General features: G+C 60.2%; 15 protein-coding genes and 1 pseudogene. 5 read left to right on the forward strand and 11 right to left on the reverse strand.

Annotated elements, in window-relative coordinates; genetic code table 11:
* Positions 1-1,400: 1,400 nt before the first annotated feature.
* A pseudogene (locus tag IVB46_RS13300) lies at positions 1,401-2,415 on the reverse strand (IS110 family transposase).
* A 483-nt stretch (positions 2,416-2,898) separates the two neighbouring features.
* Positions 2,899-3,936: an IS110 family transposase gene (locus tag IVB46_RS13305; RefSeq protein WP_247303128.1), complete on the reverse strand. Its 1,038-nt coding sequence runs from the start codon at positions 3,934-3,936 to the stop codon at positions 2,899-2,901.
* A 466-nt stretch (positions 3,937-4,402) separates the two neighbouring features.
* Here IVB46_RS13305 and IVB46_RS13310 point away from each other — a divergent pair, with 466 nt between their 5' ends.
* The 4 genes from IVB46_RS13310 to IVB46_RS13325 all read left to right on the forward strand — a co-directional run bounded on the left by IVB46_RS13310 (position 4,403) and on the right by IVB46_RS13325 (position 7,862).
* Positions 4,403-5,545 (forward strand): serine hydrolase domain-containing protein, encoded by a 1,143-nt coding sequence (locus IVB46_RS13310; RefSeq protein WP_247342925.1) that lies wholly within the window; start codon positions 4,403-4,405, stop codon positions 5,543-5,545.
* Positions 5,545-6,849: a serine hydrolase gene (locus IVB46_RS13315; protein ID WP_247303132.1), complete on the forward strand. Its 1,305-nt coding sequence runs from the start codon at positions 5,545-5,547 to the stop codon at positions 6,847-6,849. Before IVB46_RS13310 ends, IVB46_RS13315 begins: the two co-directional genes overlap by 1 nt.
* Positions 6,785-7,354, forward strand: coding sequence for a PDZ domain-containing protein (locus IVB46_RS13320; protein ID WP_256468601.1), 570 nt, complete (start codon positions 6,785-6,787; stop codon positions 7,352-7,354). Before IVB46_RS13315 ends, IVB46_RS13320 begins: the two co-directional genes overlap by 65 nt.
* Before the next feature lie 307 nt (positions 7,355-7,661).
* Positions 7,662-7,862: a DUF6494 family protein gene (locus IVB46_RS13325; protein ID WP_212491321.1), complete on the forward strand. Its 201-nt coding sequence runs from the start codon at positions 7,662-7,664 to the stop codon at positions 7,860-7,862.
* A gap of 337 nt (positions 7,863-8,199) precedes the next feature.
* On the opposite strand, the gene IVB46_RS13330 is transcribed toward IVB46_RS13325, so the two are convergent.
* From IVB46_RS13330 to IVB46_RS13365, 9 genes are all read right to left on the reverse strand, one after another.
* Positions 8,200-9,651: a DUF1214 domain-containing protein gene (locus IVB46_RS13330; protein ID WP_247303134.1), complete on the reverse strand. Its 1,452-nt coding sequence runs from the start codon at positions 9,649-9,651 to the stop codon at positions 8,200-8,202.
* Between the two features lie 53 nt (positions 9,652-9,704).
* The gene (locus IVB46_RS13335; protein ID WP_247303137.1) at positions 9,705-10,820 is read right to left on the reverse strand and encodes a DUF1214 domain-containing protein; all 1,116 of its coding nucleotides are present in this window, start codon (positions 10,818-10,820) and stop codon (positions 9,705-9,707) included.
* Complete coding sequence (locus IVB46_RS13340; protein WP_247303139.1) at positions 10,807-11,199, reverse strand: hypothetical protein; 393 nt, start codon at positions 11,197-11,199, stop codon at positions 10,807-10,809. The genes IVB46_RS13335 and IVB46_RS13340 overlap by 14 nt, the downstream gene beginning before the upstream one ends.
* 303 nt (positions 11,200-11,502) lie before the next feature.
* The gene (locus IVB46_RS44880) at positions 11,503-11,637 is read right to left on the reverse strand and encodes a hypothetical protein (protein ID WP_256468602.1); all 135 of its coding nucleotides are present in this window, start codon (positions 11,635-11,637) and stop codon (positions 11,503-11,505) included.
* Between the two features lie 341 nt (positions 11,638-11,978).
* A complete protein-coding gene (locus IVB46_RS13345) occupies positions 11,979-12,143 on the reverse strand; it encodes a hypothetical protein (RefSeq protein WP_247303140.1) in 165 nt (54 codons plus the stop codon).
* 43 nt (positions 12,144-12,186) lie between these two features.
* Complete coding sequence (locus tag IVB46_RS13350; RefSeq protein WP_247303142.1) at positions 12,187-13,287, reverse strand: dihydrolipoamide acetyltransferase family protein; 1,101 nt, start codon at positions 13,285-13,287, stop codon at positions 12,187-12,189.
* A 20-nt stretch (positions 13,288-13,307) separates the two neighbouring features.
* Positions 13,308-14,288 (reverse strand): alpha-ketoacid dehydrogenase subunit beta, encoded by a 981-nt coding sequence (locus IVB46_RS13355; RefSeq protein WP_247303173.1) that lies wholly within the window; start codon positions 14,286-14,288, stop codon positions 13,308-13,310.
* Complete coding sequence (gene pdhA / locus IVB46_RS13360) at positions 14,281-15,381, reverse strand: pyruvate dehydrogenase (acetyl-transferring) E1 component subunit alpha (RefSeq protein ID WP_247303145.1); 1,101 nt, start codon at positions 15,379-15,381, stop codon at positions 14,281-14,283. Before pdhA ends, IVB46_RS13355 begins: the two co-directional genes overlap by 8 nt.
* A gap of 404 nt (positions 15,382-15,785) precedes the next feature.
* A complete protein-coding gene (locus IVB46_RS13365) occupies positions 15,786-16,235 on the reverse strand; it encodes a YbhB/YbcL family Raf kinase inhibitor-like protein (protein ID WP_247303147.1) in 450 nt (149 codons plus the stop codon).
* Positions 16,236-16,529: 294 nt separating this feature from the next.
* On the opposite strand from IVB46_RS13365, the gene IVB46_RS13370 reads away from it, so the two are divergent.
* On the forward strand, positions 16,530-17,054 hold the full coding sequence (locus IVB46_RS13370; RefSeq protein WP_247342928.1) for an MBL fold metallo-hydrolase: 525 nt from the start codon (positions 16,530-16,532) through the stop codon (positions 17,052-17,054).
* Positions 17,055-17,141: the final 87 nt, after the last annotated feature.

A 17,141-nucleotide genomic window follows, 5' to 3' on the forward strand; every position in this document is an offset into this window, starting at 1 on the left:
GACCTTTGCCGCGTTTGAAGACCCCATGAAGTCCAAGGGCCTTGGCCGCTGGCTTCTAGGCGATTTGCACCCACCGAAGTAAGGCCCGCCGGCGTGAACTGGCGGGTCAGGCGGCGTGGGACTAACTCGCGCCCTGGTTGTCAGATCTCCTCGGTCTCAGCCTCCGGCTCGCTGCGGTAGGCGTCTCGGAGCCCCAGGCGATTGAGGGGGACCGTCCGGGCTAAACGCACGCAAGCCGCCGGGCTTCCCCAGCGGCTCAAGCGTTGCGTAGCGATGGGTTGCGACGCGCAGCGTCGTGTGGTGGAACGTGCGATGCGCCGAGGCGCGTCGCGTTACCTACCGTGATGTCGATAAGTCCTACGCGTCTCATCGACGCCCCCAACATGGTGCCGTCGCGAGGCGACTTCAAGACAGCGCGGCTGCCATAAAACGTGCGCCATCTGTTTGTGATGCCATCTCCTTATGATCGTGCCTAAGAAGGCCACAGCTGCCGTAACGAGATGTAGCAAATCCATGGAATATAATAGACACGCGCGTCGTTTTTCGATTGCGATGCCTGCCTCGTCCGAGCCGGTCATCCTCATCAGCGCCGACCTATTCAAGGAGTGAAGAGCTTTCGCGGGCATTGAGTACGCCACTATCCTCGAACGAAGGAGAACAACCCGTTTGTCGCAGTCGCCTCATCGACAACAGAAAAATCGAAATCTTCAAAGCCCCGGCATTGTCCGGGGCTTTTGCTTATAGCCATCTCAGTGGCGCTCTCCTCGTCGCAAGAAATGCAAGCCCGATGTCGCCTATTGGCCGATATTGTTGCAAAAGTCTTTTTGAGGGGGCGAACGACAATTCTTAGAGCCGCCGATGCGTTTTACGCGAGGCGACGTGAGGGACCATATCGTTTCATCCCAAATTGATCACGGACCTCCGTAATGGCGTTGAAAGGCGACGCGGCAGCAGAGAAGTCCAACGATCAGCTTTTGCGAGAGTTTTAGGGTTGTTCGATTTCCGACTTTTGCAACAATATCGGCCCTTTTCGGACCTCCGCTTTAGTCCTCCAAATGTCTGCTATTGGGGCAAACTGAGAAATGATTTTTGGGCGGCCAGCCCTTCGGGCGGTCACGCTCTAGTCTCGGGCATAGATCCGCGACCGGAGCCACCGCTTGCCGGTGTCTCCGCCCATTCGGGTAACGATCGTTGCCGCATCATGCGGCTATCGTTCCGCGATCCACCGCTGCCTGGCCCGCGCTTCTGTCCGGAGTCAGCCCTGCGGCATGCTCCATGATGGGGTCCGGCGAGTTGGGTCGTCCAAGCTCACAGCGCGTGCTTGAGCACAGCACAGGGATCGAAACGGACTGACCCTCCCCACGTCCTCGGCAGAGCAGATCGTTACGCCGGGACGATCCTTATGTGGGTTGGGTCACAGGCGGCTTTCCGAAGCGGAAGTCCGTTTCCTCGACCCACATCCGATGCATGATAATCGCGAGTTTGCGGGCAACTGCCACGCACGCTTTTCTGGACCCGATACGTTTGGCGAGCTTGACGCCCCAGGCCCGAAGTGTCGACCACTTTTTGGAAATCCGCATGTGCGAGTTCGCGGCTTCATAGAGCGCATGCCGCATCAGCTTGTCACCGCATTTGCTGATATTGCCTGATCGATCAATCTCGCCTGACTGATAAACGCGAGGGGTCAATCCCAGATGCGCCGCCACGGCCCTGGAATCCTTGAACCGCCCTGGATCGTCAATCGTCGCCTTGAACGATAAGCTCACGAGCGGTCCAACGCCGGATACGGTCATCAACCGCTTGCAAACATCATCCTTGCGAGCCATTTGCGAAAGCTGCCGATCCATGAGGGCTTTGTGCTTACGCATCATGTTGCGCGCTTCGAGCAGTGGCTCGATGGCCATCCGCAAGTCAGGCGCATCCGCGAGCAGAGTTTCGACCCTCACCGCAAAACGGCTTCGGTGCACTGCACCAAGCTTTAACCCATGCACCTTCATCAATCCCCGGATTGTGTCTTCGATCGCCAGCATGTGATCGACGAACTTCTTGCGCGAGTGACGCTTTGCTCTTCACGTGCACCGATCGATATTGTCCGAGGCGCATCATCTCAGCGATGCCGCGCGCATCGCTGCGGTCGGTCTTGTTGGGACGAGAGGACAAGAAGCGCTGTGCATGCCGGGTCTCAATGCAAACGATCTGAAACCCACTCTCAACCAATGCGCCGTAAAGCCATTCGGAAAGCGGACAAGCCTCGATCCCGATGAGAGCGATTTTGTCGCGCCAAGGCGAAAGCACCTTTACCAACGGAACTGGCTCGCTTTCGGCTTTGCCTTCCCATACCGACGAGCCATCTGCCTCGACGACGCAGATTGATGTCATTCTTAGTGAAACATCCAGTCCGACATACAGGGTCATCGCTTGTCTCCTTTGCTGAGCCGAATCAACCCCGGCACAAGATTAGCGAGTGGCCGGGATCGGATTACCCCAGCTCGCGCAAGGGCTGCGGAGCTCCTCGCCGGGGGCACTCGGGAAAGGGGCCCGCCGTCATGAAGTATGCCGGCGTCGCTATCACTGCCCCGTTCCCGGGTGCCCTCTTAACCGGTCTTCTCTAACCGGGGTTGGGACGTCAAGTGCCAAATCTGATCTAACTACGGCATTGTGGCTGTGCCTTCCGAACCTACCTTGACGTCAAAGCTATCCGGTGATCGCGCTTCTCTTCGAGGTCGGGATCTCCGCCTCATGATGATGTTCGTGAAGAAGTGGCGGGACCATCTCGGGGACGCAGTCACGGAGCGATCGGCTCGCGCTGCAGACCGGTTATCACCCTCGCCATTCCTCGCCCTACCGGACTCCTTGACAGCCTTCCGGCCGTGTTCTGCTGATCAGTTCATTCGAGTGTCAGGCTGCCGCTGCGGCCTCAGATTTCTCCCACCGAAAGACGCTGCCGTCGCACCACATACGGTGCAGGATGACAGATATCTTGCGAGCCACCGCGACCAGCGCATTTTTCATGGAACTGCGCTTGGCGATGCGGATGCCCCATGCCTTTAACGAGCACCACCGTCTGGTGTTGACCATCAATGAGTGCGCGGCTTCAAAGAGGTGTTCTCGAGCAAAGGCGTCGCCGCACCGGGTGATGCGCCGGTTGTAATCGACCTCTCCGGACGCGTATTTACCTGGGGTCAGTCCAAGATGGACGCCAACATGCCGCAATTTGCGGAAGCGGCCCGGGTTATCGATGGTCGTCTTGAATGCCAAAGCTGTCAGGGGGCCAACACCAGGAACGGTCATGAACCGGCGGCAAGTAGCATCGCTCCGAACCAGGCGCCCAATTAGGCGCGTCAACACGCGTGCTTGTTCGCCGAGCATGCGCCGGGCTTCGAGCAATGGAACGACGAGGGCCTGTAAATCTCCATCAGCCACGATCAGCTCGCGTACGCGTTCCTCAAAGCGGTTTTGGCCGATAAGGCCCACTTTGAATCCGAAGGTTCGAAGTGCCGCCCGAATATGATTGTTGAGGTCGCGTTGCTTGTCGAGCAGGCACCGGCGACTGCCCATCAACGCTCGTAGCTTTTGGCTGTCTTCAGATTTGATGTGAACCGCCTTAAACCACCCTGTTCGCATCATTTGCGCAAGCGCACGAGCATCGTTGCGGTCCGTCTTGACAGTTTGAGCTTGCATTACGCTCTTTGCGTGCCGGGTCTCAACACAAATGACTGGTAATCCGCCTTCCGAAAGCCCCTTGTGCAGCCAAGAAGAACATTGACCGGCTTCCAGCCCAACTCGCTGCAAAGCGAAGCGGGTATTGCTCAGCCAGGAAATTAGCGCCTCGGGTTCGGTATCCGTCACTCCTTCCCGGACGATATTTCCATCTCGATCAACGATGCAGATCGCGGTGCGCTTCAAAGACACGTCGAGTCCAGCGAAGTAATTCATCAGGATCTCCAGCTCATCTTGTTGGGCGAATCGATCGACGTATTATGCGCCCGAGAGGTCGGTGCCCGGTTACTTCATCTCGCGACTGCACTCGGTCCCGCGTGCCGCCTTCGGCGTCGCTATGCTCACGCTCCTGCGGGTGCCATTTTGCGTTGAGGCGATGCGCCCTTGGCGCACGCCTGATCGGGCCTGCGGCCCTAAATCACCTCAAGGCTAAGTCCCGAAGAATGGAACGCAGGGCGGAGCGCCTCGCAGATTTCGCATTCTGTCATTTGTCTGCGTGCGGCACTCTCGCATGCCGAGCTAGCTGGCCGCTTGGTCACGGCGGCGCCGATTCCGCCAGAAGAGGCTGAGAGTGAGAGTGCCGGCCGGGTTTTGCCGTGACGGGTTACAGGCTGCGAGAGAGGCTCGCGGCGCCCGTCGCGGAGATCCTTCCCCGCAATGAGCTGCGACAACGGGCCTCCTTATGCTATATCAGCGGTTTACCATTTTATTGACTGCGCTGGCGGCGCTTACGCTGCTGGTGGATTCGGCGCTTGCCGACGATTTGCAGATCGTCGGCGATCCGGACACTCTCGGCTTTTCGGCGAAACGGCTGGCGCGCATCACGTCTTGGTTTGAGACGCACACTAAAACGGGTGATCCCTCCGGTTTTGTCGTTGGGATCGCCCGAGGCGGAAAACTGGCCTACTTGCAGCCCACCGGTTTTGAGGATCACGACAAGAAAATTCCGATGCGGCCGGATTCGATCTTTCGCATCGGATCGATGTCCAAGCAGATCACCAGCGTCGCCACCATGATGCTGGTCGATGAAGGCAAGCTCGACCTCGATGCTCCCGTGGCGCAGTATCTGCCGGGGCTAAAGGATATGCAGGTCGTCAAGAAGGATCTGGCCACAGGGGATCCGATCCTCCTGGATCTTGCGCAGAAGGTTTTTGAACCGGCGAGGCGCGCGATGACCATCCGGGACCTTCTGCGCAATACTTCCGGTCTGGTTTGTGGCATGGGGGACTACGCCGACCCCGGATTTGGCAATGCGGCGGTACACCTGCTTTACGGCGCGCGGGCGCTGTTCCGGCGCGACAAGCCGATCGCTTCGTTCGTGGCCAGCCTCGGCACACTCCCGCTGCTGCACCAGCCGGGTGAAGTCTGGGAATATTCGATCGGTTACGATGTGCTCGGGCGCGTTATCGAAGTCGTCTCGGGCCAGCCGTTCGACCAGTTCCTGCAAAACCGCCTGTTCGCGCCGCTTGGGATGGTTGACACCGGCTTCCATGTGCCGGAGGAAAAACTCGCCCGTCTCGTCGCCGTGCCGGGCGCGCAGCCGCCACCTCTTTCAGATGGCGACGTCGCGACGCCGCAAACGTTCTTTTCAGGCGGCGGGGGCATCGTTTCGACGGTCCCCGACTTCCTGCGCTTCTGCCAGATGCTGCTCAACGGCGGCGAGCTTGACGGTGCGCGCATTCTGAAACCGGAAACGGCCCGGCTGATGATGACAAATTCGCTGCCGCCCGACATCCACCTCGCTGGCCATGAAGCGGGTCCGGCTTATGGGACCGGGTGGAGGCTTGCGGACGCGTTCGGGCTTGCCAAGAAGGCGGCGGCGTAATGTCTTTCGGCGGTGGCGAGAAAGCACCCTCGCGTCGATCGGCTCTGACCGGACTTGCGGCGAGTTGTGTTGCTGCGTCGGTCAAGTGGAGTTGGGCCGCCGAGAGCGGCGGTGGCCCGGTTTTTTCCGCTGCTGGTCCGGATGCAGAGCTTTACGGTGCCACCGAGAACTATCCGGTGAAGGATCGCTGGCGCGTTTACCAGCCCGGCAATCCGGCTTCGCCAAAATACCGCGTCGGGGCATTCAGTCATTACGACGAGATTTTTCCAACGCGCTTGGTCAGTCGCGCAGCCACGGCCTGGCCGTTCAAGCGAACGCAGGCGGATGTCAGCTACCAGTACAAGGGAAGCCGCTCTTCGCTTGCGGATTATCTGTCGCGCAATCCAGTGACGGGTCTGCTGATCGCCAAGGATGACCGGATCCTAGTCGAGCAGTATCAATACGGCCGTACCGATCGCGACCGGCTGATATCGCAGTCGATGGCAAAATCGATCACCGGCATGCTGGTCGGTATCGCGATCTCGGAAGGCGCGATCAAATCTATCGACGATACCGCGGAAACGTATGTGCCTGGCTTGAAAGGCACCGAATATGGCGCGACGCCGCTCCGCGCGCTGCTCCACATGTCGTCGGGCGTGGAGTGCGGCGAGCAGGCCGACGAAGGCAAAGGCAGCGGCCGCGACCTCGATCGCTTGTGGGGCGACATGGTGCGCAAGCACTGGTTTTCCAACAAGGGCACCGTTGCCAGCATCGCGCAATTCAATCGGCGGATCGCGCCGCCGGGTACGCAATTCCGCTACGCCAGCATCGAAACGGATGTGCTTGGTCTGGTGCTGCGTTACGCAACGGGCAAATCACTCTCCGACTATCTCCAGGAAAAGGTGTGGCAGCCGATCGGCACGGAAGCCGATGCCAAATGGCTGATCGACGCGGAAGGCTATGAAGTGGCGCACGGCTTCTTCAACGCCGTGTTGCGCGACTATGCCCGGCTCGCCCGCCTGCTCGCCCACGACGGAGCATGGGACGGCAAACAGATCATCCCGGCGCAATGGATGGTCGATGCAACCACGGTGCGCGCTTCCGACGGCTATCTGGCAAAGGCCGAGGGAGGGTTCGGCTACGGCTATCAGTTCTACCTGTTTCCCGGAAGCAGACGGCAATTCGCAATGTTGGGCCATCTCGGGCAGCGTATCCTTGTTGATCCGCCCTCGAAGCTGGTCATGGTGCAAACCGCCGTCGATGAAAAGTCCCCCGAAATCTGGCGACTATGGTCGGGCGTGGTCGCGCAGTTCGGGCAGGCTTGATCGGGTGCTTATTCCGTCTTCTCGGAAAACGTCGCGCGGAAGGGATGCGCCGGCCGACGGAGGTCCCGCCGCGAGGGCCGGCGTGATGGCGGGAGACCTCATCACTTCCATCGACGACGCATCGATCGATGGCCTGACCCTGGAAGCTGTACTTGGCCGGATTTCAGGCCCGGTCAACGCCACGATCAAGTTCAAAATCACCCGGCAGGGGCAGCACGATCCGCTTGTTGTTGCCTTTGCCCGGGAGGCGGTCCCCTTTCGCAGCATCCAGCTTCGGATCCGTGTCGCGGACGGCAAGCTCGTCGTTACAGCAATAGGCGGCTGGTCGATCCTTGATTTCGACAAGGGCCAGCCGACATCGGTGGCGGTTCGCTCAAAGGATGAATTCCAGGTCGAGAGTGGCGATCACACGCGGATCGCCTTCGTCAGAGACGCAGCCGGCAAAGTCAACGGCGCGGTTCTCAATCCGGGACCATGGGAGCAACGCGGCGTATTCGCACAATAAGGCACACTGACAGCTGATGAAATTGGCGGGAGCTTGCGTTGCTCGAACATCAGGTGTCCGGCGGCCCGAGATGGTGGCGGTCTCGACTTCCGCTCAGGGTCACAAGCGGCGATCGAGGACAGCGCCAGCCGTGTCCGGTCTACCTCAGACGGCCGACATCGCAGCGTCAGGTGTAGTCTTCAGCTTCGGGCCGAGGTCCAGGCAATCAGGTTGACGAGGAAGTCGGCGGCGACGCGAGCGGGGCCTCGATGTTTCGTCTTTGCTCGCCTCGTGTTAGACTTTGCCTGCCCGATCAGGGAGAACAGCCATGACCGCCGAGTTCGATGAAGACCGCTTCAATATGGCTATCCGTAAATTTCTGAAGCATGTCGGAGTTACATCGCAGCGTGAAATTGAGAACCTAGTGCGTAGCGGGGAGGTGAAGGGTGACAAGCTCAAACTGCGAATGACCCTGTCCGCTGAGGGGACGCCGCTGAAACATGTGGTCGAGGAAACAGTCGAGCTCTGACGATTGTCCCGGCTGTGGGAAGTCATGGCCTTGATCCTCACGAAGGCTATCATTGCGGTCGCCGGCCTAGCGATCCTTGTTGCGACTTTCCTTGTCTATGGGCGTAAGGGGCTGAAACAAGCGATCATTTCGAGTTCCTCGTCGCCGCAGTAATTCTGATGGCGACGCTCCGAGACGTCGGCTCCTAGCCAAGCCGGCCGAACGTCGCCTTCGGGTCAACAACGGTCCTGACTGCCCCGAAACGAGACTTCTGCTCTACCCCGATCAACGGACATCGTCAGACCGCCCTGGCATGTCTCAAAGGGGCCATGTGCGGACCTTAGGTCGTCACCCCGACCTATTTCATCAGCTCGAAGCGTGGAATTTTGTACGCTCCATCCAATACGGCCTTCTCAGGACCATAGGTCCGCAGGCCCATGAAAAGATCAATTCCAGGGATGGTTTCAATCCAGTTCGATTCCAGACCCTTGGGAGCGGCGGGACCGATATAAATGTCTGTGGACCCGTCGGGGTTCTTCACCAGCTTGTCGAGGGATGAAAGCTGGCGGCCTTTCTTGCTGTTGGCGATGAAGGTGCGGGTGCGGCCGTCATAGGCGAACACGGACCAGAAATTCCGGGCAGGAAAGCCGTTCGGCATCCGGAGCCGGTAATTCTTGGTCGAGTCTATTGGACGGCCCTCCGCGTCGACGAACGCGGCGTTGTACATGGTTCCGCTTCCGAGAACGGCGGGCATGACATAGGCCCAGTAATCAATCGCTGCGCGCCGTTGATAGTCGATCGTCCCATCCGCATTTTCGTAGACGTAGAGGCGGCCTTTCGCGATATCCTCCTTGTGCAGGTTGAAACGGGTCCAGCCGGGTTGCCCCTCAGCAGGGACCAATGCAACGCCGTTCGATATCTGGATCAGGTATGCTTGCGCATCCTTCGCCGCGCGTTCGAGGATCTGCACGGTGTGAGCATCGGGCTTGAAGGGCTTGCCTTTCTCGATGCCGACATATGCGGCCATCCCAAACATGGTCTTGTCGTAGTCATTCGCAGACTCTTCCTGCACGAGCATGTCGACCAGGTTGAAGTATCCGGCATCGAATACCGGAGCGGCGCGATACACGGTGCCCGACATATCGAGGAAGGTCGTCTTGTCCGGGCTTGTCGCCTGCGCCAAGGGATAGACCTTCATCGTGTATGCGTATTCCACGGCGGCATCCCAGCCGGCCGTCGAGATCGAGCGGATGAGGAAATTCTGCAGGTAGGTGCGGCTCCGCATGGTCTTGTATCCGGCGGGCACATCTCCCTTGTAGTCGGGTGGCAACAGAAGATATTTGGCGCCCTTTCCCTCGTCCCAGCCATCCTTACCAACATCAATCCCGTCAAGCGGGCGCTGCCAAGCGTCACAGATCGTTCCGTATAGATGGGACTCGCTGGTAGCAGCGGGGATTTCGACCACGATGGGCCCATCCTTCAAATCGAAGGCGCCTTGCAGATACGGAGTCTGGGTCTGCAGAGCGACCAGGTGGATATCCGAGTTCAGCGGCTTGGTGTTGATCGCCACATCATTCGGCTTGCCGTGCAAATCTCGCTTCACTGCTTCCCGGGCGGCAAAGCTGTCCGCCGCGGGCATGGCCCACAATGCAACCTCGAACGCGCGGCGGTAAAGAAGTTGATCGGCGGAGTCTTGACGGCTTGGCGGCTGCGGGTTTTGCGCCGACGCCTGCGGGGCGATGGTGGCCGCCGTGCACAGCGTCATCACGACGGCGGCGGAGTGCAACGTATTCAAGATGGTGCTTTTCATGTTGTTGCTCCCACTCATTCGCCGTAGGTCGAATCCTCAGTGCGCTTACTTCGTCAGACCTTCTCGAAATCCGGCAACCTCCACGACTTGTCGAAGAACGCTTCGGTCGGGCCATAGAAGCGGAACCACACCCACCAACCACGTCCCGGCAGTGTCTTGATCCAGTTGCTTTCCTTGCCTGAGGGCGCCGTCGGTCCGAAGTACAGATCGATCGAACCCTCGGCATTGGTCGCGAGCTTGTCGTAGGTGGACTTGGCTGCCACGTCGGTGTCGATTTGGACCATCGACCTCGTCTCGAAGTCGTACACCGTCACCGACCAGAACTCCTTCACCGGCATGTTGGCGGGGACGCGCAGCCGATATTGATTGGAGCCGTTCAGCCAATCACCCTTACTGTCACGTGCGGAGCGCAAATATTGCGAACCCTCACCGAGGTGCTTCTCCTTCATGGCAGGCGATGCCATTGTCGCCTGAAAATAGTAATTGATCCGCGCCTCAAGGTCGCTCCAGTACCTGTCTCGCAAGCCGGGGTTCAGCATGAGCACGAACTCCCATTGCGTGCCGGGGTAATAGACGACGTCCTTGAGACGCGGGGCCATGCTGATTGCTTGGTCGATCGCCCAAGCGACGTCACTGGCCTCAGTGAGGATTTGCCTCATCCGTGGATCGGGGTCGAAGGGTTTGCTAGGTTCAATGCCGAGCGGTTTGAGCAAGGCCAGCAGGAAAGCGCCATCTTCGCTCTCGCTCACATAGTTGGCGACCTCTGCGACGCGCTCCCAATACTTGAAGCCTTCTGGTGCAATTGAGTTCCAGTCCTTGCCCGAGGTCAGCACGACGGTCGTTTTCGGCGGGTCATTTCGCTCTGACAGCGGGTAGATGCGCGTGGTCTCCAAGCTCTCTGCTGCTCCTGCAACATCGCCATTACGGACGATACCACGGGCAAAATACGCGGCCAGTGACGTCGGCGAAGTGACCCTGTAGTAGCCCTCGGGGACCGCTTCGTTGAAACCGACGGGAAGAACAAGAAACTTACCGCCTTTGCCCTTATCCTCACCAATCGCGCCGACGCCAGCGATGGTCTGCTGCCACAAATCAAAAAAGGCGCCATACGAACCGGGCGCAACCTCCACGACCATGGGACCGTTTTTCCTGAGATCAAGGAAGCCCATCGCGTAGATTGTCGTGCTGTTGCCGGTCAGGGCGATACCATGCGTGGTCGAGGAAATGTTGAAGGAGATACCAGTCCCCCTCGCGCCCGCCGACCTGCTGCAACCCCGTGTTCAACTCGTTCATTGCGACGAGTGGGTCCACGTACTGGTAGGCCAGCACAGCGCGTTGGAAGTCGAGCTCGTCGTACAGCTTCTTGACCGTCTCGGCAGTCGGAAATCCCGCTTCATACCGCAGGTCGCCAATTCGCGTTCTCTTGATGTCGGCCGGTCGTTCGCTCGCTGAGGCAACTCCGGTGACGCCTACGCTTGCGCTGGCCAGACCTCCCGCCATCAGAAGACCCGCAGGAAGGAGCGAAAGGGTATCGCGACGTGTGGGCATGGGTGACCTCCCTATATGCGGCTAGGGCAGTTCGAGAGAATATAATCCGAGGTTGTATCCGGCGCTATGTGTTTCCGGCAGAGCGCTCAACGCACGCGCCAACGACGGCGAAAGGTCCGCTGAGGGTCAAAATGCGAAGAACTTAACGTGAGCAAATCCAGTCCGCTATGCCCCATTGAACGGACTTCAACGAGTCGTGCCGCCACTTCGCCGAAGGGCCGGCCAGAAAGCGACATCGTAAAATGAGAGAGGCCGCAAACTGAGGCTAACAGTGTGACATTGGAGCCGCCAACTGAGTCGGCCTTAATTCATCTTGCGACGCAGCTTCCGGATGATCTCCCGCAGGTCGTTGGCGTACTCTTCAATGATCCGCCGCGCCTCCTCCAACCGGGAGGGCTTGGGCTCCTTTGCCTCGCTCTGTTCCTCGGGCTTCGTCATGCCACAAGGTCCCGGAGGGCAGGGAATGGTTCATTGAGCTAGATCAAATCAGGCCACTACTCGGAGACGGCACCGAACTTAGGATAGACGGTTCGCTCCGGCTTACATCGCCGAACACCGGCACTGCCACGCACGCCATTACCGTTGCCGTGCTAGGGTCGTCACCACGACGGGGGCTTGTTCACTGCGGCTTCCAGCTTTTCGCCTGGTTCGACTAAGGGCTAGATATGAACAGCACCCGGCTGTGGGTACTGTCCACGCGCAATTCGCGTTGTGCTTCCGCCGCCCCACGCGTCTTGGTCACCGGCGTTTGGCCAGTGTCCCCGAGTCTACTCCCGCTCTTATGCTCGCTTGGTTTGGTCGGCGGCGAAGCGGGCGTCGATGGCATCGAGAACCCGGATGGTTTCGACCATGGCGGCGCGCTCGCGGACACATTCTACGTCCTGCGCGGTCGCTTCCTGCGCGACGGCAACAATGGAAAGCACGAGCTGCAACAAGGTCCTCATGATCGTGCTCCAATCGGTCCACGATTCGCGTCGAACTGCTGGTTCACGAAATCCGCTCAAGATCTGACTTGAGCGCGACCAAGAAGCGTGCGGCTTCGCCGCCCGTCACGACGCGATGGTCGAAGGTGAGCGACAACGGCAGGGTGCGCCTCACCGCAGGCTGGCCCCGATGCGCGACCACCCGTTGGGAGATCCGGCCAGCGCCTACGATTGCCGTTTGCGGCGGCACGATGATCAGATTCGCAAACCGCCCCCCGATCATCCCGAAATTCGACAGCGTAATCGTGGCGCCGCGTAGCTCCTCCGGGGGTATCGAGCGCGCGATCGCGTCAGCCCGCAGGCGGTCGAGTCCTGCCCGCAAATCCGGTACGCTCCGCTCAGCGACGTTGCGCAACACGGGAACGATGAGGCCGCCCTCGGTGTCGACGGCGATGCCGAGATCAACGCGCTCGATCAGACGCCGTTCGCCGGACGCGGAATTATACCAGGCATTGAGCGCGGGCTCAGCCTTGCAGGCGGCGGCGATGGCCCGCGCCAGCCGGATCGTCACGTCCTCGCCTTGCCGCCAATCGTCAATGTCGGCGTCATCGGTGACAGTGGCGGGGGCGATTTCGGCATGAGATGCCGCCATGCGTTGCGCCATCGCGCGCCGCATACCGCGCAGGGGCTCGGCTGGACCGCTGTGGGACATGCTCTTGGCAGCCCGTTCGACATCGGCCCGCGTGATGGTGCCGCCGGATCCTGTGCCATCGACGAGGTCAAGGGCAACGCCGAGTTTGCTCGCGAGCGCGCGCACTGCCGGAAACACCCTGAGCTCCTGCCCGGTGGGGCGCGCAGAAGGGATTCCTACCGCCTGCGCAGCTTCGCCGCCGCCGAGTTCGCCGACAACGGTGCCGGTGTCCGGTTCGGCGCCCTCGGCAAATTCGACGAGCGGCATGCCGACCTTCACGATATCGCCCTTGGTGCCAAACAGGTGCGCGACGCGTCCGTTCGACGGCGACGGTATCTCAACGACCGCCTTGTCGGTCTCGACGGATAGGAGCAGCTGATCGGTGACGACGTGATCGCCTTCGCTGACATACCAACTGACGATCTCCGCCTCTTCAAGACCTTCCCCAAGATCCGGCAACGTGAACTGGCGCATGGGACAAAGTCCGTTGGAATCTAGCTGAACTGGCAAACCTTGCGGGCGGCGGTCACGATACGTTCGACCGAAGGCATGTAGTGTTGCTCGAGGCGTGCCATTGGGACGACCGTATCGTAGCCGGTGACGCGGGTCACGGGCGCAAGCAGAAAGGACAGGCCGCGCTCCGCGATAAGTGCTGCGATCTCGGCTCCGAATCCCCCGGTGCGTGCCGCCTCGTGCACGATGACGCAACGCCCGGTCTTTGCGACCGAACCAAGCAGGGTATCTTCATCATAGGGCTTGAGCGTGGCGAGATCGATGACCTCGGCGGCGATGCCCTCGGCCGAGAGTGCATCGGCAGCCGCCATGGTTTCCCTCAGCGTGGCGCCCCAACTGATCAGCGTGATGTCGCGCCCCTCCCGCAGGACAAAGGCGAGATCCAGCGGCAAGGCTTCGCCATTGTCTTCCACCTCGCCTTTCGCCGCGCGGTAAAGGCGGGTTGGCTCCAGAAACACCACTGGATCGGGATTCCGGATCGCTGCGAGCAGAAGTCCGTAGGCACGTTCCGGCGAGGAAGGCATCACGACGCGCAAGCCAGGAATATGGGCGAGCATCGCCTCCGTGCTTTCCGAATGATGCTCGGGCGCGCGAATGCCGGCCCCATGCGGAGTGCGCAGGACCATGGGACAGGTGAGCCGTCCCTGGGTGCGATTGCGCATGCGGGATGCGTGGTTCACGAGTTGGTCGAAGCAGGGATAAAGAAATCCCATGAACTGGATCTCGCCGATTGGTTTTAGCCCCTGCACCGCCATGCCGACGCAGAGCCCGCTGATGAGGAGTTCGGCAAGCGGCGTATCGAGGACGCGCTCCGATCCAAAGCGCTTTTGCAAGCCCACGGTCGCGCGGAAAACGCCTCCATCGACGCCGACATCTTCGCCAAGAACGAGCACACCCGGATCATCCTCCATCGCGCGGGCAAGCGCCAGATTGACGGCTTCGACCAAGGTTACCTCAGGCATCGTTCTCTCCCGCGAGTTCCCGGCGTTGCACGGCATAGGCCTCGGGCAGATCGGCATACAGGTGATCGAAGATGGTTTCGGGTCGACGCGGCTCAATTGTCAGATAGCGTTCGACCGCCGCTTCGATGCGCTCATAGCACTCGGCGGCAAGCTGCTCCTCGTCCGCTTTGGTCCACATTTTTTGGCCAACAAGATGGGTCCTCAAGCGCGCTATCGGTTCTTCCTTCCAATGAGCTCGTACTTCGTCGGCCGAGCGATAGCGTGATGCATCATCGGAAGTTGTATGATCGCCGAGCCGATAGGTGACCGCCTCGATGAAGCGGGGGCCTTTGCCGTCGCGGGCTGCGGTAATGGCCTCCTCAGCCGCGGCACGCACCGCCACCGCGTCACACCCATCGATCTGCTCGCCAGCGAACCCGGCGGCGATGGCCTTCTGCGCCAGCGTTTCGCAACCAGTCTGCAGTCGCAACGGCACCGAAATAGCCCACTGGTTGTTGGTGGCGACGAACACGACCGGCAATTTGTGCACACCGGCAAAATTCATCGCTTCGTAAACATCGCCTTTCGAGGTGGCGCCGTCGCCGAACATACAAACGGCGACACGCGGTTCCCTCCGCAGCTTGAACGCATAGGCGACGCCTGCAGCATGCGGTGCCTGTGATCCGACGGGAATGCAGAACGGGAAATCGTGGACCGGTCCGGAGAAGCGATTGCCCCGTTCGTCCCCGCCCCAAAACAGCAATATCTCCTCCAGTTTGACGCCACGCCAGATAAGCGCGCCATTGTCGCGATAGGAGGGCAACAGCACGTCTTCTTCCCGCATTGCACTGGCGATGCCGACCGACACCGCCTCCTGCCCGAGCGAAACCGCATAGGTCCCGAGCCGGCCGGTACGCTGCAATGCGACAGCCTTTCTGTCAAAAAGCCGCAGGAGCACCATGGCCCGATAAAGCCCGACGAGCAGCTTGGCATCGGTGGCGAACGCAGGGAGCGGCCGGTCTATAGAGCCGTCTGACGCAAGGTAATTGCGGCGGCGCACCTCGAAGTGCGCGATCACCGGGAGCCCTTCGTTTGCCACCCTTTTGCTGGCCACGGTCTCGCTCCGGGAGCGATTTCGCCCCCCACAGCTCACTTGGTGCTGGTGCCGCGACGTTGCAATACCGTGGCGAGTCGCTTCGGCGCGCAGGGGGCACTGCCGCATTGCGGTTATGGGGCTCCATGCGACATGGAAGCGGCACTGCCACGGTGGTATATCAAACCATGGCGAATGGTCAGGTTGTCCTGGTAACAACTGAACCGCGAGGTGGCGGCACAGCCCTTCGCTCGGTCTATTTCGTGGCCGAGGGAGATCCTGCCAAGGCCGAAGCAATTGTCGCAGCAATCATGGCCCCGAATGAGAGCGTCGAAGCGTTGGGGACGCTTCCCGCAGCCGCTGTCAAAGCGCTCGGATTGAAACCCGGTGACTTCACGCACGGGTGAGCGGCACTTCTCCCGGTACTATCTCTCATACCTACCAACGAGGGTCGCCTCCGCGATGGCGTACTTGCGTGCCTCTCGCTCGACCTCAGGGCAGGACGCATTGGTCTTTGCCGAAAGATGGTCGGTCGAGAGCGCGAGCAGCCGGAAGTGGTAGTGGTGAGGTCCATGGCCATGGGGCGGACACGGGCCGCCATACCCCATTTTGCGAAAATCGTTGACCGCCTGCTTGATGTTCTTGTTCTGCGCGGCACCGACAGCAAGTTCCGTGACTGTTGGCGGAAGATCGTAGGCCGCCCAGTGGTGCCATGTGCCGGCAGGTGCATCGGGATCGTCGCAGAGCAGGACAAAACTCCGCGTTCCCCCCGGCGCGTCCGACCATTGCAAAGGTGGCGAGAGGTTTTCTCCATCGCAGGTGAAGCGCCGTGGAACTGCTGCTCCGTCAGCGAGCGCGCTTGAAACGAGCTTCATGGCTCTCTCCATCGGGCTGCAGGAGACATTGGCTCGGGCTTGACGAGTTCCTCAGAGACGGGCTCGACCTCACTAGATCGGCTGCGCTGAGGATGAGGTTCGCAGACGACATCGCCCGCGAGCGGATCGCGGCGGTATAGCTCGATTTTGCCCAGTGCGGAATCAGTAATGTCTGCTCAAATCGGAAGTTCGTCGGGCATGCCCAAACTCAACCCGGTGTAAAAGGGTATCCTTGGGCAGTGGAGGCAGAGTGACGCCCGAAATGCGCAAAAACCCGCTGCAGAATAGACTGCTATGCGCCCCATCTTCAATCCGAGCCTTGTCAACGGTCGCTGCGGAGACCCGACGGTCTATGTGGAGACGCTGTTCGAAAAGCACAGTCTGCTGTTCGATGTCGGAGAAATCGCCTCACTGTCAGCGCGGAAGATACAACGCGTCGACCAAATCTTCGTCTCGCATGCGCATATCGACCATTTCGTTGGCTTTGATCATCTGCTCCGTTTGCTCGTGGGACACGAGAAAACAGTACAGCTTTACGGCCCGGCCGGCTTCGCCGAGCGCGTCTTTCACAAACTTCAGGCCTATCGGTGGAATCTGGTCGAAAACTATCCTTGCGATCTCGTTTTCGCTGTGAGCGAACTCGAAACGCAGAATTCCATGTCTACCACGCGGTTCCGGCTGAGGCGGGCCTTTGCCGCGGAGCCGTTAGTCTCACGCCAAACCCTTGCCGGCGTCCTCAGCGACGAACGGTGTCAGCCGCGATCCTCGAACACGGCACGCCCTGCCTTGCTTTTGCGCTGCGCGAGGCGGCGCATGTGAACATCTGGAAGAACCGATTGTCGGAGCATGGGCTTCCCGTTGGTCCGTGGTTGCGCTCGCTCAAGCAGGCCGTTGTCGAGCGTCGCG

The sequence above is a fragment of the Bradyrhizobium sp. 61 genome (genome assembly GCF_023073075.1).
Taxonomy (GTDB): domain Bacteria; phylum Pseudomonadota; class Alphaproteobacteria; order Rhizobiales; family Xanthobacteraceae; genus Bradyrhizobium; species Bradyrhizobium barranii.